This window comes from Streptomyces violens (assembly GCF_000717745.1).
Classification (GTDB): Bacteria; Actinomycetota; Actinomycetes; order Streptomycetales; family Streptomycetaceae; genus Streptomyces; species Streptomyces violens.
Window position 1 is genome coordinate 551,177 of sequence record NZ_JOBH01000001.1, and the last position, 21,624, is coordinate 572,800.

Genomic DNA, 21,624 nt, shown 5'->3' on the forward strand with positions numbered 1-21,624 from the left:
GGAGGGCCGCCGGCCGTTACGGCACGACGATCACCGGCCGCTGCGCGCGTCGCGCCAGCCGCCCGGCGACCGAGCCGAAGATCCGCCCGACGATGCCGTGCGTCGAGCCCACCACGATCGCGTCGGCCGCGTACTCCCGGCCGACCTCCTCCAACTCGTGACAGATGTCGCCGCCCCGCTCGACCAGGATCCAGGAGAGCTCGGAGAGATGGTCCGCGCAGGCCAGCTCCAGCCCCAGGACCTCCGTGCGGTGGTCGGGGACGTCGACGAAGACCGGCGGCTCGCAGCCCGCCCAGACCGTCGTCGGGAGCCGGTTGGCGACATGCACGATGATCAGGCCGGAGCCGGAGCGCCGGGCCATGCCGATGGCGTAGGCCAGGGCCCGTTCACTGGACACCGAGCCGTCGAAGCCCACCACCACACCGTGCTGGAAGGCGGGGTCGCAGGAGTGGCGTGACTGTTCCGCCGCTTCGAGGTCCGCCATCGGATCGGCGACCTGCTTGCGGTCCGCGGGTTCGGGGAATTCGTGACCGGCCATGAGTGTCTCGGCGAAGGGGAGCCCTCGTACCCAGAGGCGGAGGGGAACGGCGATTGACTTGTTCGGGGAGTTGACTGAGCTGGGCGGAGAGCGGGGCGACGGCGATGGTTCAATGCCGAACAATACGGCCGGGAATCATCTTCCCAACCCCTTACCCCAAGAGTACGGCGCCACTCCTCCCCTGCCCAGGGCCTCCGTAAACGGCGGTTGTCCCTTTTGACCGGACAGCGCCCCCGAACGTTCCCCGGAGCATGCCGGAGCGTCGCGCCGTTGGCAATGGCCCGCCGCCCTTACATACGGACGCCTCGGATCCATACGGACACCTGTGTTCCGGTACAGCCGCCTCTGCTCCGTCCGTACCCCGCGCGGTGACTCCCCGTGGCCGGCCGCGTTGTCCTAGTGGTCCGCGCGGTCGGCGTGGAGCACTCGGAAGGAGACCCCCTTGCCCGGTACGCCGCACCCGCCGACGGACCCCGTGAGCGACGTGGTCCGCTGGGGCGCGTTCAGCTGTGCACTGGTTCCGCTTGTCCTCCTTGTGTGCGGCTCGTCGCCCGTCGGCGCCGGCGGCACCGCCATCGGCCTCGCCGCGGTCACGTGCGCCTGCCGGGCGCTGCTGCGGCAGTCGGAGCGGACCGCCGCCCGGCTGGCCGTCGAGCGGGCCTCCGTGCACCGCGGCAGGCACGGCAGAACGGGCCTGGGGGCGCACCGGGGCGGGCGCCACGGAGGGGGGCGCACGCCGGGGGATTGAGGCGCTTACGCGCGACTCCGGCGGTGCTCGCACGAGTGCCCGCGACCCTTTTCAGCCAACTTCGACCCCCGTCACATCCCTTGGCAAAAGCGACCCGCAACCGGCCTTTGAACAGGCCGGAAAGGACCGCACGGCGTGGTTGTGCCCTACGACGGACGGGCAGGGGCAGGACGCGTACTTCCCAGCGCGGCCCACGAGTGGAACGCTTCGTGATCGAATGCTTCGCGCCAAGTTGCCATATCGACTTACCAGCAGGTGGTGAACTTGGCACTCCATCCTCACGGGACACAGTAGATTCGATCTTGGCAATCACGGCGGGGGAACAGTGCAGGACCGAGAGGGCGAGACGACCGAGGGGGGCTTAGTGCCATGAGCCAGGACTCCGCTGCCGTACCAGATGCCGCACGCAAGCTCGCCGCCCGACGACGCCGCGAAGTAGTCGCGGTGCTCCTCTTCAGTGGCGGCCCCATTTTCGAGAGCTCCATTCCGCTCTCAGTATTCGGCATCGACCGCCAGGACGCGGGCGTGCCGAGGTACCGGTTGCTTGTGTGCGCGGGCGAAGATGCGCCTTTGCGCACGACCGGCGGACTGGAGCTTTCCGCTCCATACGGCCTGGAAGCGATCTCCCGGGCAGGTACCGTCGTGGTGCCCGCCTGGCGTTCGATCACCCAGGCGCCACCACCTGCCGCGCTGGACGCACTCCGGCGCGCGCATGAAGAAGGGGCCCGCATCGTCGGGCTGTGCACGGGCGCGTTCGTGCTGGCGGCCGCAGGGCTGCTGGACGGCCGTCCGGCAACCACACACTGGATGTACGCACCGACGCTCGCGAAGCGTTATCCGTCCGTCCATGTCGATCCCCGGGAACTGTTCGTCGACGACGGCGATGTGCTGACGTCGGCGGGCACGGCCGCCGGTATCGACCTGTGCCTCCACATAGTGCGGACCGACCACGGCGCCGACGCGGCCAACGCGCTCGCCCGCCGGCTGGTCGTGCCGCCCCGGCGCACCGCGTCGGAGTTGGGGCACCAGCGATACCTGGACAGGTCATTACCGGAGGAGATCGGCGCCGACCCGCTGGCCGAGGTCGTCGCCTGGGCGCTGGAGCACCTCCACGAGCAGTTCGACGTGGAGACGCTCGCCGCGCGCGCTTACATGAGCCGCCGGACGTTCGACCGCCGGTTCCGCTCACTTACTGGGAGCGCTCCCCTGCAGTGGCTGATCACTCAGCGTGTACTGCAGGCGCAGCGGCTGCTGGAGACGTCGGACTACTCGGTGGACGAGGTGGCGGGCCGCTGCGGCTTCCGCTCCCCCGTCGCGCTGCGTGGTCATTTCCGGCGGCAGCTGGGGTCCTCCCCCGCGGCCTACCGGGCGGCCTACCGCGCCCGGCGGCCACAGAACGGCACCGGGGAGCCACCAGGGTCCGCGGTCCGTCAGGCCGAACGGCCGGAGCGCCTGGATCGCACGGGAACCCCGGCGGCCGAGCGCTTCGGGGCCCATGCCCCGGTACCGGGTCAGGGCACTCCGTTCGGTGCGCACGAACCGGGCAAACCGGAGTCGGACGCCTACGCGTCCCGGCTCGGTGAGCCCGCCGTCGGCCGCTCCACCGGACGCCCGGTGCTGCCCAGCCAGCGGGAGCGCCCCGTAGGGTGAGACACATGAACGATCGCATGGTGTGGATCGACTGCGAGATGACGGGGCTCTCGCTGGCGAACGACGCGCTCATCGAGGTGGCCGCACTGGTCACCGACTCGGAGCTGAACATCCTGGGCGAGGGGGTGGACATCGTCATCCGTCCCCCCGCCGAGGCCCTGGAGACCATGCCCGAGGTGGTGCGCGCGATGCACACCGCCTCGGGACTGCTGGCGGAGCTGGACGGCGGGACGACCCTCGCCGACGCCGAGCGGCAGGTCATGGACTACATCAAGAGTCATGTACCGGAGCCGGGCAAGGCCCCGCTGTGCGGCAACTCCGTCGGCACGGACCGCGGCTTCCTGCTGCGCGACATGCCGGAGCTGGAGGACTACCTCCACTACCGGATCGTCGATGTCTCGTCGGTCAAGGAGCTGGCGCGGCGCTGGTACCCGAGGGCGTACTTCAACAGCCCGGAGAAGAACGGCAACCACCGGGCGCTCGCCGACATCCGTGAGTCGATCGCGGAGTTGCGGTACTACCGGGAGGCGGTCTTCGTGCCGCAGCCGGGGCCCGACTCCGACACCGCGAAGGCGATCGCGGCCAAGCACGTCCTGCCTGCGGAGAAGCAGCCGGCAGGAGAGTGACGCAGCTCGCTCCCGGCTGGGGGGAAAGCCGGGAGCGAGCACCCCTTCGGACCCTGTACACTTTTCTTCAGCCGGTGGGGAACAAGTCACCACACAGCACCGGTCATGGTGGGTATAGCTCAGCTGGTAGAGCACCTGGTTGTGGTCCAGGATGTCGCGGGTTCAAGTCCCGTTACTCACCCCAACGGTGAAGGCCCGGTCTGCGGAAGCAGACCGGGCCTTCGTCGTGTCCGGGGCCGCCAGGGTGATGAGACAGGCGCTCAGCACCCGGCTGTTCTCAGTAGCCGACGGTGAAGCGCTCGCCGATGTGGCGGGGCTCCTCGACCTCGTCGAGGAGGGCGACCGCGTAGTCCTCGGTGGAAATCCGGCTGGTGCCGTCCGCCGCGGTGACCAGGTCGTCGGTGGCGGTGCGGTAGCTGCCCGTACGGGTGCCGGGCTCGATCAGGGCCGCCGGGCTGAGGCTGGTCCAGCGCACGTCGGTGACCGTGCGGAAGTACTCCAGCGCGTCGCCGTGCGCGTGCATGATCTGCAGCAGGAACTCCGGCAGCCCGTCCGCGTCCCAGACCTGCTTGCCGTCGGGGGTACGGAGCGAACCGGCGCCGCCGACCGCGATCAGCCGCGGCGCTTTGGTGCCCAGCTTCCGCAGGCCGGCCACCAGGGACTCGGCCGAGGGCTGGATGGTGGCGAGGTGGCCGGGCCCGTCACCGCCGCCGACCGCGCTGATCAGTACGTCCTGCCCCTCGGCGGCCGCGGCCACGGCGGCCGGGTCGAGGACGTCGCCGGTGGCCACGGTGAGCTGCGGGTGGGTCTTGGTGATCTTCGCGGGGTCCCGGACCACCGCGGTGACCTGGTGGCCGCGCGCCAGGGCCTCGTCGAGGACGCGGCTGCCGATGGTGCCGTTGGCACCGAAGAGGGCGATCTTGGACATGGGTACTCCAGGTGAGGGGTTGCCGTTTTTCGTCAACGGTCGCGGTGACGTCTTCTACGCTAGGGGTGGTATCCGGGCATTTCGGGGTAGACACAGGACCGGTGATGGTGAAAAATCGACACGACGTGATTCCCGAGGTGACCTTCTCGGCGCCCGCCGGGCGGCCCGCGGGCGTGGAGGTCATGACGCTCGCTGAGCTGCGCGCGCGGGCCGACGCCTGTGCGCTGACCGTGCCGCACCGCCCCGGCTTCCACCACCTCCTCGCGCTGGACGCGGGCCGGCTCTCCCACACCGTCGACTTCCGCGGTTACGAGGTGACGCCGGGCGACTGGCTGTGGGTACGGCCCGGGCAGGTGCAGCACTTCGGGGACCTGGCGGCGGCGGAGGGTGTCCTCGTGCTCTTCGAGTCCGGCTTCCTCGATCCGGCGACGGCCACGGCGGCCCGGCTGGAGGACTGGTACGGCCCGGCCGTGCGGCATCCGGAGGGCGCGGCCGGGGAAGCCGCGCGGGCGGCGCTCGATCATCTGCACCGCGAGTTCGGCGCGCTGTCCGGGCTGCCGCTGGAGGCGCACCTGGAGGTGCTGCGGCATCTGCTGTCGGTACTGGTGCTGCGCGCCGCGCATCTGGTGCGGGACCCGGCGGAGTACGCCGGTGACTGCGCGGCGACGGCGACGTTCCTGCGCTTCCGGGAGGCCGTCGAGCGGGACTTCGCGGCCAGCCGCCGGGTCGCCGACTACGCCCGGGCGCTGGGCTATTCACCGCGTACGCTCTCCCGCGCCACGGAGGCCGCCGCCGGGGTCGGCGCCAAGGAGTTCATCGACCGCAGGGTGGTGCTGGAGGCCAAGCGGCTGCTCGCGCACGGCGACCTGCCGGCCGCCGGGATCGCCCGCCGCCTCGGCTTCGAGGACGCGACGAACTTCAGCAAGTACTTCCTGCACCGGGCGGGCGTCACGCCGATCGCCTTCCGGGAGAGCGTGCGCGGCGGGGCGTGACGGCGGGTCAGGTACGGAGGCTCAGGAGGACTCGCGGACGACCAGTTCCGTCGGCAGGACGAGCTGCGGGCGCTCGCGGGAGCGTTCGGCGATCTCCTCGATCAGTACTCGGGCCATCGCCCGGCCCATCTCCTCGATCGGCTGCCGCACGCTGCTCAGCGGCGGGTCCAGATGGCGCGCGACGGCCGAGTCGTCGAAGCCGACCAGCGCCACGTCCTCCGGGACCCGGCGCCCGCGTTCCCTCAGTACCGACAGCGCCCCGGCCGCCATCACGTCCGAGGCCGCGAAGACCGCGTCCACGTCCGGGCGGCGGTCCAGCAGCGCGGCCATCGCCCGCCGCCCGCCGTCCTCGGTGAAGTCCGCCGGGACGATCAGCGCCTCGTCCGGGTCGTACCCGGTGTCCTCCAGCGCCTGCCGGTAGCCGGCCAGCCGGCACTGGGCCGCGTACATGTCCGGCGGCCCGGCGATCGTGGCGATCGTCCGGCGGCCGCGCTCCAGGAGGTGCCGGGCGGCGGCCCGGGCCCCGCCGGTGTTGTCGGAGTCGACGTACGGCACGGTCTCGCGGGCGGAGCGGCGGCCGCTGAGCACCGCGGGCAGCTCCAGCCGGGACAGCAGGTCGGGCAGCGGGTCGTCCGCGTGCACGGAGACCAGCAGCACGCCGTCCACGCGGTGTGCGGCGAGGTACTGACCGAGCCGCTCCCGCTCCTTGGGCGTGCGGACCAGGATCAGCAGCAGCTGGAGGTCGGTGTCGGCGAGCCCGGCGCCGACCCCGCGGATGATCCCGGAGAAGTACGGCTCGGCGAACAGCCGGGTCTCCGGTTCCGGGATGACGAGCGCGACGGCGTCGGTGCGGTCCGCGGCCAACGCGCGGGCCGCGCCGTGCGGTACGTACTGCAGCTCGGCGATGGCGCGCTCGACGGCGGCGCGCGTGCGGGGGCTCACCCGGGGCGAGCCGTTGACGACCCGGGAGACGGTGCCGCGGCCGACGCCGGCCCGCGCCGCCACCTCCTCCAGCGTGGGGCGTCCGCCGCGCCGACCACCGCGTCCTGCCGCTGCCATGGCTGCCTCCGGACTCCCGGCCGCGAATGTTTCCCGCCATTACACAGCGGAACGCGACGCAACGGCGGAAAGCGGCACCGGATCGGTGCGGTGCGGGACAAGCGGAAGCGCGGGGCGCAGCGGCTGTGGGGTGGGGGTCCGCTGCGCCCCGCCGTGTGGGGGGCCGGGTGGCCTCTGGTACCGGGGTGGGTCAGCCCTGGTAGGCGCCGAGGGCCTTGGTGAAGTCCAACGGCTGCTGGTCGATGGAGCTGCAGGTCGGCTGAGCGGTGCCGGAGGAGCCGCCGTCGCACGCCTTGTCGCGGGTGGCGGACCACATCGACAGCCAGCCGAGGTGCTTGGTGGCGGCGAAGTCCGCGAGCTCCTTGGCGTCGTCCTGCGTGAAGATCTCGGTCGCCACGTCGTTGACGCCGATCATCGGGGTCACGGCGACCGCCTTCCAGGCGTCCGCCTCGCTCAGCCCCAGCGCCTCCTTGACCTGCTTCTGGGTGGCGGTGGCGGCCTGGATCGCGTACTTGCCCATGTCGCCGTCGTACGAGGCCCCGTAGTCCATCGCCATGATGTTGACGGCGGAGATCTTCACCCCGTTCTTCTTGGCGTCGGTGAGGAGGCCCACGCCGTCCTGGGTCAGCCCTTCGGGCATGACGGGGAGGGTGAAGGAGACGTCCAGGTCCGGGTGGTCCTTCTGGAGCTTCGCGATGGCCTGCGCGCGGCGGGTGTTGGCCTCGGCGTTCGGCAGCGCGCCGCCCTCGATGTCGAAGTCGGCCTTCTTGAGGTCGTACGCGTCGACGACCTTGCCGTACGCAGCGGCCAGTTCGTCCGCCGAGCCGCAGGCGAGCCCCAGCTCGGAGCCGGCCGCGCCGCCGAACGAGACGCGTACGTCGCCGCCTTCGGCGCGCAGCTTCGGTATCTGCTGCGCGACCGGATCGCCGTCCAGGGCGCCGCTGCCGCCCCACTTGGGGTCGCAGCCGCCGCCGGAGGTGATGAAGGCGAGGTTGAAGGTCTGCACCCCCGTCTTCTCCGCCGTCCCCACGATGTCGTACGCGGGGCTGAGCGAGGTGTCGACGTACGGGGCGAACGCGCCGCCCGCCGCGGCCCGTTCGGCCGGCGTGGCCTTGCTCGCCTGCGCCGCGCCGGCGACGGCGAACGCTCCGCCCGCGGCGAGCGCTGCGGCGGCGCCCGCGCCGATCAGCTTGGCCGTGCGGCTCGTACGGCGGCGGTGTGCCGGAGAAGTCATCTGCTGCCTGCCTGTTGTCTCGTGGGGGGGGTGTCTCGTGGGGGGTGTCCCGTGGGGGGTGACGTCCCGCACGCTAGCGAGCGGGAAACGGACAATCGGCAGGTTCCGCGCACCGGGCAGCGGACTTATGGGCCGCTTAAGGAAGCGAAAGGGACGGGTTAAGCGGGGGCTCAGCGCCGCGCTCCGAGGCGCCGGGCCGCGGGCATCCGCCGGCGGAGCCGGCCCAGCCGGCGGCGGGCCCGGTGGCGACGGCCGGACGGGCCGCGGCCGCGCCTGTCGTGCAGCGCGAGCCAGATGCGTACCTCGGTACCGCCCAGGACCGAGCGGCCGATCCGGACGTCGCCGCCGGTGGACTCCGCGAGGCGGCGGACGATGTCCAGGCCCAGCCCGGTCGAGCCGTCGCCGCCGTGGCCGTGGCCGCGCCGCAGCGCGGCGGCCGGGTCGGCGATGCCGGGCCCCGCGTCCGACACCAGGACGATCACCGCGTCCTCGGCGTTGTGCACGTCCACGGCGAACGCGGTGCCCTCGGGCGTGTGCCGGAAGACATTGCCGAGCAGCGCGTCCAGCGCGGCGGCCAGCTCGGGGCGCGCGACGGGGACGCGTACGGGACGGTCCGTGCCCGCCACTCGTACCGTGCGCCCCTCGTCCTCCGCGAGCGCCGACCAGAAGCCCATCCGCTCCCGGATCACCTCGGCGGCGTCGCACCCGCCCGCCGCCGCGACCTGCTGGGTCAGCGCCTGCTGCTCGCGCGCGGTCCGGATGATCTGGTCCACCTCGCGCTCCAGCTGGGCGACGGCGGCGCGGGTGTGCTCGGCGGCCGGCCCCTCGCCGAGCGAGGCCGCGTTCAGGCGCAGCACGGTCAGCGGGGTGCGGAGGCGGTGGCTGAGGTCGGCGGCCAGCTCACGTTCGTTGGCGAGCAGCTGGACGACCTGGTCGGCCATGGAGTTGAAGGCCACGGCCGCCGAACGCAGCTCCTTGGGGCCGTCCTCCAGGACCCGTACGCCCAGTTTGCCGTCGCCCAAGTCGTGCGCCGCGCCCGCGAGCCGCTCGGCGGGCCGCACCATCCGGGTACCGAGCCGGTCGGCGACCGCGACCGAGCCGACGATCAGCGCGAGGCCGACCCCGGCGAGCAGGACCCAGGACGTCGTGACGCCGTTGGTGACCGCCGCTTCGGGAACGAAGACCTCGACCACGGCGGTACCGGAGGCGACCGCGGTGGGCTGGAGCAGCGAGGAGCCGCCGCGGACGGTGGCGACGGACGCGCGGCCGTACCGTGCGGCCCGCGCGACGTCCGCCTTCTCCGCCCGGCCCGCGCCGATCACCGCGGGCGCGCCGCCCCGGCCCGTCGGCGGTACGTGGACGCCGAGCTGGCCGCCGGGCCCGGTCTCGGCGCTGGCGACCGCGCGGGTCAGCGCGGCGCGGTCGGTGGTGATGGCGAGTACCGGGCCGATCGCGGCGGCCTGCCGCTCGGCGTTGGCGAACGCGCGGTCCCGGGCCAGCTCCTTGACGACCATGCCGAGCGGGACGGCGAACGCGATCACCACCATGGCCGTGACCGCGAGCGCGACCTTGACCAGCGCCCATCTCACGGCCGGGGCCCGCCCTGCGGCGGCTCCAGCTTCACGCCGACGCCCCGCAGCGTGTGCAGGTAGCGGGGGCTGGCGGCGGTCTCCCCCAGCTTGCGGCGCAGCCAGGACAGGTGGACGTCGATGGTCTGGTCGTCGCCGTAGGACTGCTGCCACACCTCGGCGAGCAGCTCCTTGCGGGGCACGACCACGCCGGGGCGCCCGGCCAGGAACGCCAGCAGGTCGAACTCGCGGCGGGTCAGGTCCAGCGGCGCGCCGTCCAGGTCGGCCCGGCGGCGCAGCGGGTCGACGGTCAGGCCGCCGACCTGGAGTACCCGGGAGGGCGGCGGCCCGCCGGCGGACCCGTGGGCGCGGCGCAGTACGGCGGCCATCCGGGCGGACAGGTGTTCCACGGAGAACGGCTTCGTGAGGTAGTCGTCGGCGCCATCGTTGAGCAATCGAACGATCTCCGCCTCGTCGTCGCGCGCTGTGGCAACGATCACGGGCACATCGGTGATGCCGCGCAGCATCTTCAGCGCCTCGCTGCCGTCCAGGTCGGGCAGCCCGAGGTCCAGGACGACCACGTCGAAGCCGACCTGGGCCACCTCGCGCAGCGCCTCCAGGGCGGTGCCGACGCTGCGCACGGTGTGTGCGGCGTCGGACAGATGCCGGATGAGGGCCGAACGGACGAACTGGTCGTCCTCGACCACGAGCACACGTGCCATGGGACGGCACCGTACGCCATTCGGGTGCGGTTCCTGACCGGCCATTGACGATCGTCGTCCGTTTCGCAAGGCCCTGTCGTCCGTTTCGCACGGCCCTGCGGCGGAGCGTCGTACGCGGCGCCCGGAGTGGTGCAGTATGAACCGGGTGCTACGAGGACTGATTCATGCGGGCGCCTGGACACTGGCGACGGGCGCCGCGGTCACGCTGTCATGGTTCGGCGTGCACACGGTGGTCTCCGGTACGGCGTACGATCCGCCGCGCGCGCTCCCGATCTCCGACAAGGCGCCCAGCGCGCAGCCCGATTCCGCGAGCGGCGCCGCACCCCGTGCGTCCTCCACCCACCGCCCCAAGCCCTCCGGCACGCCGTCGCCCTCCCCCACCCGGCAGGCCACGCGGCCGGCAGAGCCGGCCGCACCGCCGCACACCCCGGCGCCGAGCCGCTCCGCCACCGCCCCCGCGCCGGACGGGGACGCGGGCACGGTCAGGGGCTACCGCACCGACGGCGGCCGGGTCGTCCTGGACCTGAAGTCCTCGCACGCGGAGCTGGTGTCGGCGACCCCCGGACCCGGCTGGCAGATGCAGGTGTGGAAGCAGGACGGCTGGCTCCGGGTCGACTTCACCCGGGGCAATGACCGCACCTCGGTGATCTGCGCCTGGAACGGCCATCCGCCGGTCGTCACCACGGACAACCACGCCCAGTAGGAGCAGCGCCGCGCTATCGGTCGAAGGTGCCCGGCGGCGGCGCGGGCGAGGCGACCGCGGTGGCGTCCGTGACCGGCACCGCGCCCCCTGCGAAGTCCCGCAGCGCGCGCCCGTGTTCGACGCGGCCGGTCTCCGGGTCGGTCGCGGCCCGCCGGGTCAGCTCGGCGACCGGCAGCGGGCCGTCGGCGGCGAGCAGTACGGCGTTCCCGAAGCGCTTGCCGCGCAGCACCGGGGGCGCGGCGGTCAGGCACAGCTCTCCGAAGACCGCGCCCACGGTGGCGATCTGGGCGCGTACGAAGGCCAGCGGCGGGCCGTCCGCGAGGTTGGCCGCGTACCAGCCGCCGGGCGCCAGCGCCCGCGCCGCCTCGGTGACGAACTCCGTACTGGTCAGATGCGCGGGCGTACGGGCGCCGCTGAAGACGTCCGCGATGATCAGGTCGGCCCAGCCGTCCGGGACCTTGGCGAGCCCGGCGCGGGCATCCCCGCCGCGTACCTTGATGCGCGCCCCGGAGTCCAGCGGCAGCTGCTCGCGGACGAACTGCACGAGGGGGGCGTCGATCTCCACGACCTGCTGGGTGGAGCGGGGGCGGGTCGCCGCGACGTAACGCGCCAGGGTGAGCGCGCCGCCTCCGAGGTGCAGCACGCGCAGCGGCTTGCCGGGCGGGGCCGCGAGGTCGGCGATGTGGCCGAGGCGGCGCTGGTAGGAGAAGTCGAGGTACGCCGGGTCGTCGAGGTCCACGAAGGACTGCGGAGCGCCGTCGATCAGCAGCGTCCAGCCGCGCGGCCGGTCCCGGTCGGGCAGCAGCTCGGCGCGGCCGCCGGTCACCTCGGCCGTCACCGGCTCCCGTGCCGTACGCGCCCGCCTGTTCTTCGCCATCCGGCCAGTATCCCCCGAAGGGATCAGGCCGGGCGCGGGCTCCCCCCGGGCGCCGCTCAGCAGCAGCGGTCGACGGCCTCGATCGTGCGGGCCGCCTCGCCGAGCGCGGCGCGCAGCACCGCGGGGTCGGTCGCCGCGGCGAACGCGCCCTCCGGGGGGACCAGCCAGCCCGTACCGGCGACCGGCGGCACGCCGCTCCCCCGCCCGCCGCCGTACGTCTGCGTACAGGCACTGCCGGGCAGGTCCCAGCCGTCGGCCGTGCCCGGGGGCACCAGGAAGCCGAGGGTGTCGCACGCGCCGTCGTGCAGGACCGGGCCGACGCCGTCCCGCAGCCGGAGGATGTCCACCGCCTCCAGGCCCTGCCGGGCCGGCACCGTGACCAGGTCGAGGTCGCGCGGCGGCTCGGCGGTCCCGGTGACGGCCGCCCCGGCACCACCCTGCACACCCGAAGCGGTCTCGACGACACCCTTGCCCCCGCCGGTCTTCAGCACGGAAACCCCTCCTCCTGACGCGCCGCTCCCTACACCTGATGCAACGCGGAAGCGCGTCAACAGCAACGGCGTCAGGACGCTGTAAAGGATGGCACTTCATGGCGGATGCCGGGTGAGATATCCCTTTTGTAAACAAACTCTCCGTATCGAGTACGTCACGCACGGTACCGTCGTGCCGCCGCGCCGCCCAGCGTGCGGCATCGCCGCACGGATGGCATGGAGAGGGTCCGCCATGACGTCACCCACAGGTCCAGCAGCGCCGGCCCGCGACCTGCCGGCCCGTCCGAACACCGCCTTCCGGCAGTTGCGCGGCCGGCTGTCACCCGGCGAGTTCGCGGCCGCCGTACGCCGGGCCGCCCGTGAGATCGGCGAGCAGGTCTCGTGCGACGCGCGCTACGTGGGGCGCGTCGAGGCCGGGGAGATCCGGTGCCCCAACTACGCCTACGAGCGGGTGTTCCGGCACATGTTCCCCGGCCTCACACCGGCCGACATGGGGTTCGCGCCGCGCGAGACGGTACGCGGACGGGGCGCGCGGGCGCACGCGGGCGCCGCGCTCCCGGACCGGCCCGACCACCACGACCCATCCACTCAGCACCACCGCGACACATCCACTCAGAGCTACGAGGAGAGCGACGTGCTGCGTCGCGCGTTCATGACCGGCGGCCCGGCCGCCGCGCTGGGGATCGCCGGCCTGGCGCCCTTCGGTTCCGCAGAGTCCGTACCGCCTCTCCTGGGCGGCGGGAGACGCGCGGGAGGAGCCGAGGCGGCGGCCGTGGAGGACGCGGTGCGCCGCATCCGGCTGCTGGACGACCGGCACGGCGCCGAGGGCATCTACCAGCGCGCGGCGCAGCCGCTGCGCGCCGCCTACGAACTCCTGGACGCCGGCACGCACCGCCAGTCGGTCGCCGACCGGCTGCACGCGGGCGCCGGCGAGCTGGCCATCTCGGTGGGCTGGCTGGCCCACGACTCGGGCCGCTTCGGGGACGCCCGCTCGCACTACGCGGAGGCGCTGGCCACCGCGCGGGTGGCGGGCGACCCGGCCCTGGAGGCGCACGCGTTCTGCAACACCGCGTTCCTCGCCCGGGACGCGGGCCGGCCGCGTGAGGCGGTACGTGCTGCGCAGGCCGCCCAGCACGCCGCGAAGCACCTCTCCTCGCGCCGCCTGCTGTCCCTGCTGGCGCTGCGCGAGGCGGGCGGCTGGGCGGGGCTCGGCGACCGGGCGGGCTGCGAGGAGGCGCTGCTGCGGGCGCACCGGTTCTTCGCCCACGGACCGTCCGACGCCGACCCGGAGTGGATGTCCTTCTACGGGGACGCCGAACTCGCGGGCCTTGAGGCGCAGTGCTGGTCGGCGCTGGGGGAACGGGGGCGCGCGGTGGAGCACGCGCGCCGCGCCGTGGCACTCCAGAACCCGCACTTCACGCGCAACATCGCGCTGTACACGGCGGAGCTGGCGGGTGATCTGGCGGGCAGCAGCGCGCCCGACGAGGCGGCCGCCGCCGGGCTCCGCGCCCTGGCCCTGCTGGACGAGGTCGGCTCGGCCCGCATCCGTACGATGCTGGCCGGCACGGCCAAGGCACTGCGCCCGCAGCGGCGCGCCACGGGCGTCGCCGACTTCCTGGACCGGCATGCGCTGGCGGCCCGGCCGGCCTGAGCACTCGCCCGGGCCGACCACGGGCACTCAGCTCCGTCAGCCCAGGTGGCCCGTGTCGTTCCAGCGTTCGATGGCCGGTGCCCCGTAGGCCCAGCCGAGGACCGACAGGGAGGTCGGGTCGAGGCGGATGCGGGCCCCGAAGGAGATGTCCTCGCCGAGCCAGCGGGCGCACAGCGAGCGCAGGATGTGGCCGTGCGCGAAGACGAGCACGTCCTGGCCGCCCGCGCGCACCTCCTCGATGACGCCGTCCACGCGCTGTGTCACCTGGGCGAGCGTCTCGCCCTCGGGGACGCCGTCCCGCCAGATGAGCCAGTCGGGCCGGTCCGCCTTGATCTCGGCGGGCGTCATCCCCTCGTACGCGCCGTAGTCGATCTCCATGAGCGCGTCCCAGTCCGCCGCGCGGTCCCCGAAGCCGGCCAGCTCGCAGGTCTCCTTGGCGCGGACCAGGGGGCTCGTGCGCACCGCCACGTCCGGGAGCCCGTCCCAGGGTGCGCGGTGCAGCCGCTCGCCGAGCAGCTTGGCGCCGCGCCGGCCCTCTTCGAGGAGCGGGATGTCCGTACGCCCGGTGTGCTTGCCGGACAGGGACCACTCCGTCTGCCCGTGCCGGGCCAGCAGGATGCGCGGTGCCATGGGATTACCTCTCACCGGCGCGAACCCGCTCGCCGCCGGCCTTGCTCGTTCGTGCCGCCGTACGGGGCCGGCGGCAGTACGTCTCGTTCCGTCCGGTCCATCATCGCGCATGCGTTCCACGGGCCACGTGGGCCCCCGCAGGCGCTGCCCCCGCGGAGCACCCCGCAGCGCACATCCTCGAAGCGCGTGGCGTGATCGTTGTCCGTGCGTGCGGTGGTGCGCCTGGTCTTCGCGCGAATGTCGGTGGTGGATGCGAGACTTCCGCAGGTGAACGTTTTCCGCGACAGTCGGCCCGAGCCGGCGGCGGCGCGCGAGGCGCGGCCGCGGCCGGCAGCGGGGCTGCGCGCACGCCTGGCCGAGCTGCGCGGCCCCGGTGTGCCGCCCCGCCCGCTGGACGCCAGGGCGCTCGCCGCGCTGGCCGCGAACCCCGGCTGTCGGCGCCGCGCGCTGCTGGACGGCGCGGGCGTGGACAAGGCCGCGCTCGCCCGGGCGCTGGGCTCGCCGGCGCCCTTCGGACAGTCCCAGTTCGCGATCGCGCGCGGCCATTCCTTCGAGGCGCGGGTCAAGGCCGACGGCGGCGCCGAGCTGATCCGGCTGGCCGCCGAGCATCTCGGGGGCGGTACGGAGGCCCCGGAGCCCGGCGCCGCGGCCACGCCCGACCTGTCGGCGGCCGGGCCCCAGGGACGGGCCGCGCGGACGGCGCTGGCTCTCCGGGAGGCCGCCGCGCGCGGCGGCTGGACGCTTCTGGACCACCCGATGCTCGCGCTGGACGTGGCCGGTTCGCCCGCGTACTTGGAGCCGGATGCCGTGGTCGTCCGCCCGGACGGGGTGTGGAGCGTCATCGAGATCAAGTCGTTCCCGATGATCGACGGGACGGCCGACACGGCCAAGGTGGGCGCGGCGGCGCGCCAGTCGGCGGTGTACGCCCTGGCGCTGGAGCAGGTCGCCGAGCAGGTGGCGCGGCACACCCCCGAGGGCGCCGAGCACGCGCCGCGGGTCGGCGACCGCGCCCTGCTGGTCTGCCCCAAGGACTTCTCGAACCTCCCGGCCGCCGCCCCGGTGGACCTGCGCAAGCAGCTCGCCACCACTCGCCGCCAGCTGGCCCGGCTCACCCGGGTCGACGAGCTGGCCGCCGCGCTCCCCGAGGACACGACTTTCGACCTGCGCCTCGCGGACGACGGCAAGACCGCGACACGTCCGGCCGAGGAGCTGGCCGAGGCCGTGGAGTCGGTCGGCGCGGCGTACGCACCGGAGTGCCTGGCCGCGTGCGAGCTGGCCTTCCACTGCCGCGGCCGGGCCCGCGAGGCCGGCCTGGTGGAGTCGCTGGGCCGCGGCGTGCGCGGCGAGCTGGGCGGGCTGCGCACGGTCGGCGAGGTACTGGCGGCCGCCTCGGGGAACGGCGAACGGACTCCCCCGGACCCGGCCAGTACGTACGCGACCGACGCCGACCCCGCAGCCGAGGCACTGCGCCGCGCCGCCGCCCTGCGCGCCGAAGCGCTGGCCGCGGCCTCCGCTCCGGTACCGGCACAGGCCCCGGCGCCCCGAGAGGAGGCGGAATGTCGCTGATCGACGTGCTGGCCAGGATGGAGGCCGTGGCGGCGGGGCGGGCCACGCCGCTGGCGACCGTGCGGCACCGCCATCTCTCCGAGCGCCCCCTGGTGTTCGTCCCGCTGACGACCGCCGGCGAGACCGGTGCGCCGCTCGGCGCGCTGGTCGGCACGGACCCCGAGGCGCCGCTGCTGCTGACCGTGCCTCAGCCGCGCGACCGTGACCTGCGGTTCGCGTTCTTCGCCGAGCTGGCCGCCGCCGTCCTGCCGTACGTGGACTCCTTCGCCGACGACGTCGAGCCCGCCGAGCGCAAGGAGACCGACCCGCAGACCGGCAAGCGGGTCACGGTCGAGACCGAACTGTGCGCGGACGCCCCGCAGATGATCGTGGCGAGCGCCGCGGGCGTCGACTTCGTACGGCTGCTGGGCCGGTCCATGCGCTTCCGGCGGACGGCCGAGCAGGACCCGGACACCCCGCATCCCGCGCCGCCGCACGTCCCGCTGCTGGGCCGCTGGCTCACGCACTTCGGTGAGCGGGCCCGGGTGCCCGGGTCGAGCCTGCTGCTGCCGATGACCGGTCTGCTCTCCCGCCATTGGGCGACCGGCCAGAGCCTCGCCGAGGACCAGCACCTGGGCGCGCTGCTCGCCTGGATCGACCCGCCGGAGGGCGAGTCGGGCCAGGACGCCGCGCTGCGTGCCGAGACCGCCAGGGACGCGCGCGGGCAGCTGCTGTGCCCGCCGGCCGGACCCGCGACCGACCCGGCGTTCGACAACGGCCTGCTCGCGCCGGCCATCGCGCGGTACGACGCCGGAGTGCCGGGCACGCGCGAGGAGTTCGACGCGCTGGTGGCGAGCGTGCTGCGGCCGACATGGGACGCGGTGTGGCGCGGCATCGGCCTGCTGCGCGCGCTGCCCGAGGGCGCGCGAGTGGCCGACCGCTGGCGGCGGGACCGCTGGTCGTACACCGCGCATCGCGACCGGGTGCGGTCCGGCGAGCCGCCGCAGCCCCGGCTGGACGACGCGGTCACGGCCGCGCAGAAGCTCGCCTCCCGGGAGACCGCGCAGGCCCAGCTGGACGCGCAGGAGGCGCTGGACGACCCGCTGGTGATGGCCGGGCGGCGGCTCACGGGCGAGGCGCTGGAGGGGGAGGTGACCGAGGTGGAGATGGCGATGTCCGAGGGCAAGCGGCCGATGCCCCGGCCGCTGGTCACGCTGCGCACGGGCGACCGGCCGCAGCTGGAGGAGCGGGCGAAGCTGTACCGCCCGCTGGACGGCGGGAAGACGCAGACCGCGGAGTTCGTGGCGTACGTACCGGAGCAGCCGGGCACGCTGGTCGTGCGGCTGACCGGCGGCATGGGGCGCGGGAAGACGCCGGAGCCCGGCTCGGTGCCGGAGAAGGGCGACCGGGTGTGCTGGACGCTCTTCGAGCACGCGCCGCGCGGCGGCCCCGAGCTGCCCGACCCGGAGGACACGCCGTGGACGCACGGCGGACCGCCGCCGGGCAGCGGTGACGGCGGTACGACCGTCCCGGCGCAGGCCGCGGCGCCCGCGCCCGCGCAGGACCCCGCGCCCACGCCCGCACAGATCGCCGCCCCGCTCCCCGACCCCGACCCCGTGACCGCGGAGGACTTCCTGTGAGCCGCGGAATTCCCGCGCCGGCCCGTACGGACTTCGACCCGGGCGCCGCGGCCACCGCCGCGACCGAGGCGATCCTGCGCGACACGCTGCACGGCGACCGGCGCGGCGTCGTCGTGGACTCGCCGCCGGGCGCGGGCAAGTCCACGCTCGTGGTGCGCGCCGCGCGCGAGCTGGCCGCCGCCGGCCGCCCGCTGATGATCGTCGCGCAGACGAACGCGCAGGTCGACGACCTGGTGCTGCGGCTGGCCGAGAAGGACCCGGAGCTGCCCGTCGGCCGGCTGCACAGCAGCGAGCCCGGCGCCTACGACCCGGCGCTGGAGGACGTCCCCTCCGTTCGTACGGCCGCGAAGGTCGCCGACCTCAAGGGCCTCCCGATCGTCGTCGCCACCGCGGCGAAGTGGGCCTACACGAAGGTGGACGAGCCCTGGCCGCACGCGATCGTGGACGAGGCGTACCAAATGCGGTCCGACGCGCTGCTCACTGTTGCGGGGCTGTTCGAGCGTGCCCTGTTCGTCGGCGATCCGGGCCAGCTCGACCCGTTCAGCGTGGTGGGCGCCGACCAGTGGGCGGGCCTGTCGTACGACCCGTCGGCGAGCGCGGTCTCGACCCTCCTCGCGCACAATCCGGACCTCCCGCAGCACCGCCTCCCGGTCTCCTGGCGGCTGCCCGCCTCGGCCGCGCCCCTGGTGTCGCACGCGTTCTATCCGTACACCCCGTTCCGCAGCGGTACCGGCTACGGCGACCGGCGGCTGACGCTGGGCGTGCCGTCGGACGGCTCGGCGGTGGACCGGGTGGTGGACGAGGCGGCGGAGACCGGCTGGGGCCTGCTCGAACTGCCCGCGCGCCGCACGCCGCGCACGGACCCCGAGGCCGTGCAGGCCGTGGCCCAGGTGGTGCGGCGGCTGCTGGACCGCGGCGGCGCGACGGTCAGCGAGCGCGGCCCGGACCCGGCGCCGCTGACGGCCGACCGGATCGCGGTCGGCACGGCACACCGCGACCAGGCGGCTGCGGTGCGCGCCGCGCTGTCCGGGCTGGGCGTCACGGGCGTCGCGGTGGACACGGCGAACCGCCTCCAGGGTCGCGAGTTCGACGTCACGGTCGTCCTGCACCCACTGTCCGGCCGCCCGGACGCGACGGCCTTCCACCTGGAGACGGGCCGCCTGTGCGTACTGGCCTCGCGGCACCGGCACGCGTGCATCGTGGTGTGCCGGGAGGGCGTGACCCAGCTGCTGGACGAGCATCCGTCCACGGAGCCGGTCCAGCTCGGCGTCACGGTGAAGTTCCCGGACGGCTGGGAGGCGAACCACGCGGTGCTGGCGCATCTGGCGGAGCACCGCGTGCCGTGGCGTCCGTAGCGGCGGTGGTCCCGGCTGCCCGGGGCGTACTTGCGCGGCGCGGGACAATGGGACGCGGCAGACGATTCTGGAGGTAGGTACATGTCCGAGCCGCAGTCGGCTCCTGATCCGCGCGGTGCGGCCCCCGCGCCCCGGCGTCTGAAACCGGCGCCGCTGCTGTTCGAGCCGCCCGAGGCCACGGCGGACCCCGAGCACTTCTTCGACCTGGAGTCGATCGAGGATCCGCGCGAGCTGCTGTCCCGCTCCACGGAGCTGGCGCTCGCCTTCCGTGCGGCGGCCGACCGGGCTACGGAGTTCCAGGCGATGGCGGCGGCGCAGCTCGCCGATCCGCGGCGGTTCGACCGGCTGCCGCTGGCGGTGCTCGCGGAGCGGGCGGACTGGACCGAGGACTACGCCCGCAAGATGGTGGAGTTCGGCCGGTCCCTGATGCGGGACGGCGGCACCCGCCCGGACGAGGTCGGATAGACCGCCCGGAGGCGCCGGGCCGGCTCGCGGCTCATGATCCGTACTGCGGTGATCATGGGCCGTTGGCATATGCGGGTAGGAAGATACTCCGTCTCACTCTCCCGTGTCCCGTTTTCCGCCGAACTGCAGAAACGGAACCTCATCTACCGGTAAACCTGTCGGCATGAGCGACTGGCCCCAGCCCCCGGCCCCCGACCGCCACCCCGCGTCCTTCGTCACCCTCGCCGGAGCCGACTGGCTCGCCTCGGCGAGTCCGCACCCCCGCCGGGTGCACCACCTGTGGGCCACCCATCCCACGGCACCGAGCGTGCTGCCCTGCGGCACCGTCTTCGACGTGATCAACGCCCCCGCCCTCTTCGGCCGCCGGATGGCCGACTGCTTATGGGCCGCGGGCCCCGGCTCCGGGCCCGTCGCGATGCACCGCGGGCGGCTGCTGCTGTTCGCCGCGCGCGGCACCGCCCAGCGGCTGCCGGCGCTGCTCTCCTGGGAGGAGTGGGCGCGGTCGGTGCCGCCGATGCTGTGCCATGGCGCGGGGGACGCGGTGAGCATTCCGCCGCTGCATCCACTCCGGGCCGCGCCGGACGCCCCGCCGCCGTCCTCCCGCTGGCTGGTCGCGCCCGACGTGCGGCACCCCTGGCTGCCCGGCCCGGACGTGCTGCTGTGGGCGTGCGTACGAGCGGCCCGCACTGCCCCCGAGGAGAGCCCCGCCACGCCCGACGCCGTACGCCCGGCCACGACGGGCGCCGGCGCCCGCCCCTGAACGCCCGCCCCCTTGAGCACCGGGCGAATCGATTTTTGCCCTCCCCGATCAGGGTGCTAAGGTTTTCCACGTCAGCAGGCGCCGCTAGCTCAGTTGGTTAGAGCAGCTGACTCTTAATCAGCGGGTCCGGGGTTCGAGTCCCTGGCGGCGCACAGACACACGAAGGCCCTCACTCCGGTGAGGGCCTTCGTCGTATGCCGGGACCGGCCGGCCGCGGGCTCACTTGCGCGTGACCCTGACCGTCCAGTCGCCCGTCGCCGTCCGGCCGGTCGCCGCCACCCGTACGCCGTCCCCCGCGTCCAGGCTCTCGCCGACACCCAGCGGTGCGTCCGCGAGCGGCGGGTGGACCGAGGCGCCCCAGCAGGCCGAGGAGTGCGGGTGGCCGTCGACCACCTGTACCGGACCCTCGCTGGAGGGCGTGGCGCTGCGGATGCGGTAGACGAGGACGCCCTCGCGGCAGATGCCGCGGTCGTTGCCGGCCGCGTTCCGCGCCTCCACGGCGATCGCGCCGTCCTCCCCCGTCCGCGCGACGAGCAGTCGCGACCGCTGCCGGTCGCCGGGGCGCACGGGTGCGGAGAGGGGGTGCAGCGTGCGCACCGCGCTCCCGGTCGCGGGGATGCAGTCGACCTGGCGGTGGGAGAGCCAGCCGAGCTTCCACTTGTGCCAGGCGAAGGGCTCGGGAGCCATTCCGAACTGGCTGCCCATGAGGTCCCAGTCCCCCACGTACGTGTCCCAGTCGCCCATGCCGTCGGCCGGCCGGTGGTAGAGGTCCGGCAGGTCGAAGACGTGGCCGGTCTCGTGGGCGAGGACGTTGTGGTCGGGCGGGTTGTTCTCGAAGACCGTGACGAAGCGGTGCAGCGGGGCGCCGTCCGCGGTCAGCGGCTGGTCCAGGTTGACGACCTTGGTCGCGTCGGAGTCGACGCCGGGCGCGTCCGGGTCGGCGACCAGGTAGACCATGTCGTACCGGCCGAAGTCGACCTCCGCGTCGGCCGCGGCGACCGCGTCGTCGAGGTACGCGCTGCGCCCCGCGGCGTCCCAGTCGCGCTGTATCCCGTACGCGGTGGACGTGCGCGGCATCTTCACCCAGTGCCGCTGGACGTGCGGGCGCAGCCGGAACCTGCCGTACGAGGCCGTGTCGAAGAAGCGGCTGGTGGCGGGGAAGTACTCGGTGGCGAGGCGGCGGGGGGCGACGCGCGGCCGGGCGTCGGGGAAGGACAGGAAGACCATGACGGCGTCGAGGGTGCGCAAGGGGCGCGGGTAGGTGCCGTTCCAGGAGTCCAGGCCCTCGGAGTGGTGGACGTCGGCGCGGGGCAGGGCGCAGGAGAGCGTGGCCTCGGAGGCGGTGGCGGGGGCGGCGACGAGGGAGGTGGCGACCAGGGCGACCAGCGAGGTGGCGATCGCGGCGAACCGCCGCAGCCGTCCGCGGTCCACCCCCTGGAGTG

At 74.1% G+C, this 21,624-nt stretch carries 20 protein-coding genes, 2 tRNA genes and 1 pseudogene; 13 read left to right on the forward strand and 10 right to left on the reverse strand.

Going from position 1 to position 21,624, the window contains the following annotated elements; translation table 11 throughout:
* Positions 1-16 precede the first annotated feature (16 nt).
* Positions 17-538, reverse strand: a complete 522-nt coding sequence (locus IF04_RS0102365) for a universal stress protein (RefSeq protein WP_030250046.1) — start codon at positions 536-538, stop codon at positions 17-19.
* A gap of 442 nt (positions 539-980) precedes the next feature.
* Here IF04_RS0102365 and IF04_RS0102370 point away from each other — a divergent pair, with 442 nt between their 5' ends.
* The 4 genes from IF04_RS0102370 to IF04_RS0102385 all read left to right on the forward strand — a co-directional run bounded on the left by IF04_RS0102370 (position 981) and on the right by IF04_RS0102385 (position 3,746).
* Positions 981-1,286: a hypothetical protein gene (locus IF04_RS0102370; RefSeq protein ID WP_030250049.1), complete on the forward strand. Its 306-nt coding sequence runs from the start codon at positions 981-983 to the stop codon at positions 1,284-1,286.
* 369 nt (positions 1,287-1,655) lie between these two features.
* Entirely contained in the window at positions 1,656-2,936 is a 1,281-nt protein-coding gene (locus IF04_RS0102375) for a GlxA family transcriptional regulator (RefSeq protein WP_030250053.1), read from the forward strand.
* A 5-nt stretch (positions 2,937-2,941) separates the two neighbouring features.
* Positions 2,942-3,562, forward strand: a complete 621-nt coding sequence (gene orn, locus IF04_RS0102380; RefSeq protein ID WP_030250056.1) for an oligoribonuclease — start codon at positions 2,942-2,944, stop codon at positions 3,560-3,562.
* A gap of 108 nt (positions 3,563-3,670) precedes the next feature.
* Positions 3,671-3,746: transfer RNA gene (locus tag IF04_RS0102385), tRNA-His, on the forward strand.
* A gap of 93 nt (positions 3,747-3,839) precedes the next feature.
* Here IF04_RS0102385 and IF04_RS0102390 read toward each other — a convergent pair.
* The gene (locus tag IF04_RS0102390; protein ID WP_030250059.1) at positions 3,840-4,490 is read right to left on the reverse strand and encodes an NAD(P)-dependent oxidoreductase; all 651 of its coding nucleotides are present in this window, start codon (positions 4,488-4,490) and stop codon (positions 3,840-3,842) included.
* Positions 4,491-4,594: 104 nt separating this feature from the next.
* Here IF04_RS0102390 and IF04_RS0102395 point away from each other — a divergent pair, with 104 nt between their 5' ends.
* Positions 4,595-5,482, forward strand: a complete 888-nt coding sequence (locus IF04_RS0102395) for a helix-turn-helix domain-containing protein (RefSeq protein ID WP_030250062.1) — start codon at positions 4,595-4,597, stop codon at positions 5,480-5,482.
* A gap of 21 nt (positions 5,483-5,503) precedes the next feature.
* On the opposite strand, the gene IF04_RS0102400 is transcribed toward IF04_RS0102395, so the two are convergent.
* The 4 genes and pseudogenes from IF04_RS0102400 to IF04_RS0102415 form a co-directional block, all read right to left on the reverse strand.
* On the reverse strand, positions 5,504-6,541 hold the full coding sequence (locus IF04_RS0102400; RefSeq protein WP_030250065.1) for a LacI family DNA-binding transcriptional regulator: 1,038 nt from the start codon (positions 6,539-6,541) through the stop codon (positions 5,504-5,506).
* A gap of 190 nt (positions 6,542-6,731) precedes the next feature.
* Positions 6,732-7,625 (reverse strand): annotated as a pseudogene (locus IF04_RS0102405) (chitinase); the annotation flags it as partial.
* A gap of 320 nt (positions 7,626-7,945) precedes the next feature.
* Entirely contained in the window at positions 7,946-9,364 is a 1,419-nt protein-coding gene (locus tag IF04_RS0102410; protein WP_030250072.1) for a sensor histidine kinase, read from the reverse strand.
* Positions 9,361-10,065, reverse strand: coding sequence for a response regulator transcription factor (locus tag IF04_RS0102415; RefSeq protein ID WP_030250074.1), 705 nt, complete (start codon positions 10,063-10,065; stop codon positions 9,361-9,363). Before IF04_RS0102415 ends, IF04_RS0102410 begins: the two co-directional genes overlap by 4 nt.
* A 136-nt stretch (positions 10,066-10,201) precedes the next feature.
* Here IF04_RS0102415 and IF04_RS0102420 point away from each other — a divergent pair, with 136 nt between their 5' ends.
* Positions 10,202-10,768 (forward strand): hypothetical protein, encoded by a 567-nt coding sequence (locus IF04_RS0102420; protein ID WP_211259757.1) that lies wholly within the window; start codon positions 10,202-10,204, stop codon positions 10,766-10,768.
* A 13-nt stretch (positions 10,769-10,781) separates the two neighbouring features.
* On the opposite strand, the gene IF04_RS0102425 is transcribed toward IF04_RS0102420, so the two are convergent.
* Together IF04_RS0102425 and IF04_RS0102430 are read right to left on the reverse strand one after the other, a co-directional pair.
* The gene (locus IF04_RS0102425; protein WP_030250080.1) at positions 10,782-11,645 is read right to left on the reverse strand and encodes a spermidine synthase; all 864 of its coding nucleotides are present in this window, start codon (positions 11,643-11,645) and stop codon (positions 10,782-10,784) included.
* 56 nt (positions 11,646-11,701) lie between these two features.
* A complete protein-coding gene (locus IF04_RS0102430; RefSeq protein ID WP_051830649.1) occupies positions 11,702-12,088 on the reverse strand; it encodes a hypothetical protein in 387 nt (128 codons plus the stop codon).
* 280 nt (positions 12,089-12,368) lie between these two features.
* Between IF04_RS0102430 and IF04_RS0102435 the strand changes: the two genes are divergently transcribed.
* Positions 12,369-13,787, forward strand: coding sequence for an NsdA family TPR-like regulatory protein (locus IF04_RS0102435; RefSeq protein ID WP_030250085.1), 1,419 nt, complete (start codon positions 12,369-12,371; stop codon positions 13,785-13,787).
* A gap of 36 nt (positions 13,788-13,823) precedes the next feature.
* On the opposite strand, the gene IF04_RS0102440 is transcribed toward IF04_RS0102435, so the two are convergent.
* Positions 13,824-14,417, reverse strand: coding sequence for a histidine phosphatase family protein (locus tag IF04_RS0102440; protein ID WP_030250086.1), 594 nt, complete (start codon positions 14,415-14,417; stop codon positions 13,824-13,826).
* Between the two features lie 237 nt (positions 14,418-14,654).
* Here IF04_RS0102440 and IF04_RS0102445 point away from each other — a divergent pair, with 237 nt between their 5' ends.
* The 6 genes from IF04_RS0102445 to IF04_RS0102470 all read left to right on the forward strand — a co-directional run bounded on the left by IF04_RS0102445 (position 14,655) and on the right by IF04_RS0102470 (position 20,334).
* Positions 14,655-15,983 (forward strand): hypothetical protein, encoded by a 1,329-nt coding sequence (locus IF04_RS0102445; protein WP_425428357.1) that lies wholly within the window; start codon positions 14,655-14,657, stop codon positions 15,981-15,983.
* Positions 15,974-17,602 (forward strand): hypothetical protein, encoded by a 1,629-nt coding sequence (locus tag IF04_RS0102450; RefSeq protein ID WP_078599725.1) that lies wholly within the window; start codon positions 15,974-15,976, stop codon positions 17,600-17,602. The genes IF04_RS0102445 and IF04_RS0102450 overlap by 10 nt, the downstream gene beginning before the upstream one ends.
* Positions 17,599-18,957: an AAA domain-containing protein gene (locus IF04_RS0102455; protein WP_211259758.1), complete on the forward strand. Its 1,359-nt coding sequence runs from the start codon at positions 17,599-17,601 to the stop codon at positions 18,955-18,957. Before IF04_RS0102450 ends, IF04_RS0102455 begins: the two co-directional genes overlap by 4 nt.
* An 81-nt stretch (positions 18,958-19,038) precedes the next feature.
* A complete protein-coding gene (locus IF04_RS0102460; RefSeq protein ID WP_030250093.1) occupies positions 19,039-19,422 on the forward strand; it encodes a hypothetical protein in 384 nt (127 codons plus the stop codon).
* A gap of 163 nt (positions 19,423-19,585) precedes the next feature.
* Complete coding sequence (locus IF04_RS0102465; protein WP_245654244.1) at positions 19,586-20,182, forward strand: bifunctional DNA primase/polymerase; 597 nt, start codon at positions 19,586-19,588, stop codon at positions 20,180-20,182.
* A 78-nt stretch (positions 20,183-20,260) separates the two neighbouring features.
* Positions 20,261-20,334 (forward strand) — tRNA-Lys (locus IF04_RS0102470).
* 67 nt (positions 20,335-20,401) lie between these two features.
* On the opposite strand, the gene IF04_RS0102475 is transcribed toward IF04_RS0102470, so the two are convergent.
* Positions 20,402-21,613, reverse strand: coding sequence for a M6 family metalloprotease domain-containing protein (locus tag IF04_RS0102475; protein WP_342668105.1), 1,212 nt, complete (start codon positions 21,611-21,613; stop codon positions 20,402-20,404).
* Positions 21,614-21,624: the final 11 nt, after the last annotated feature.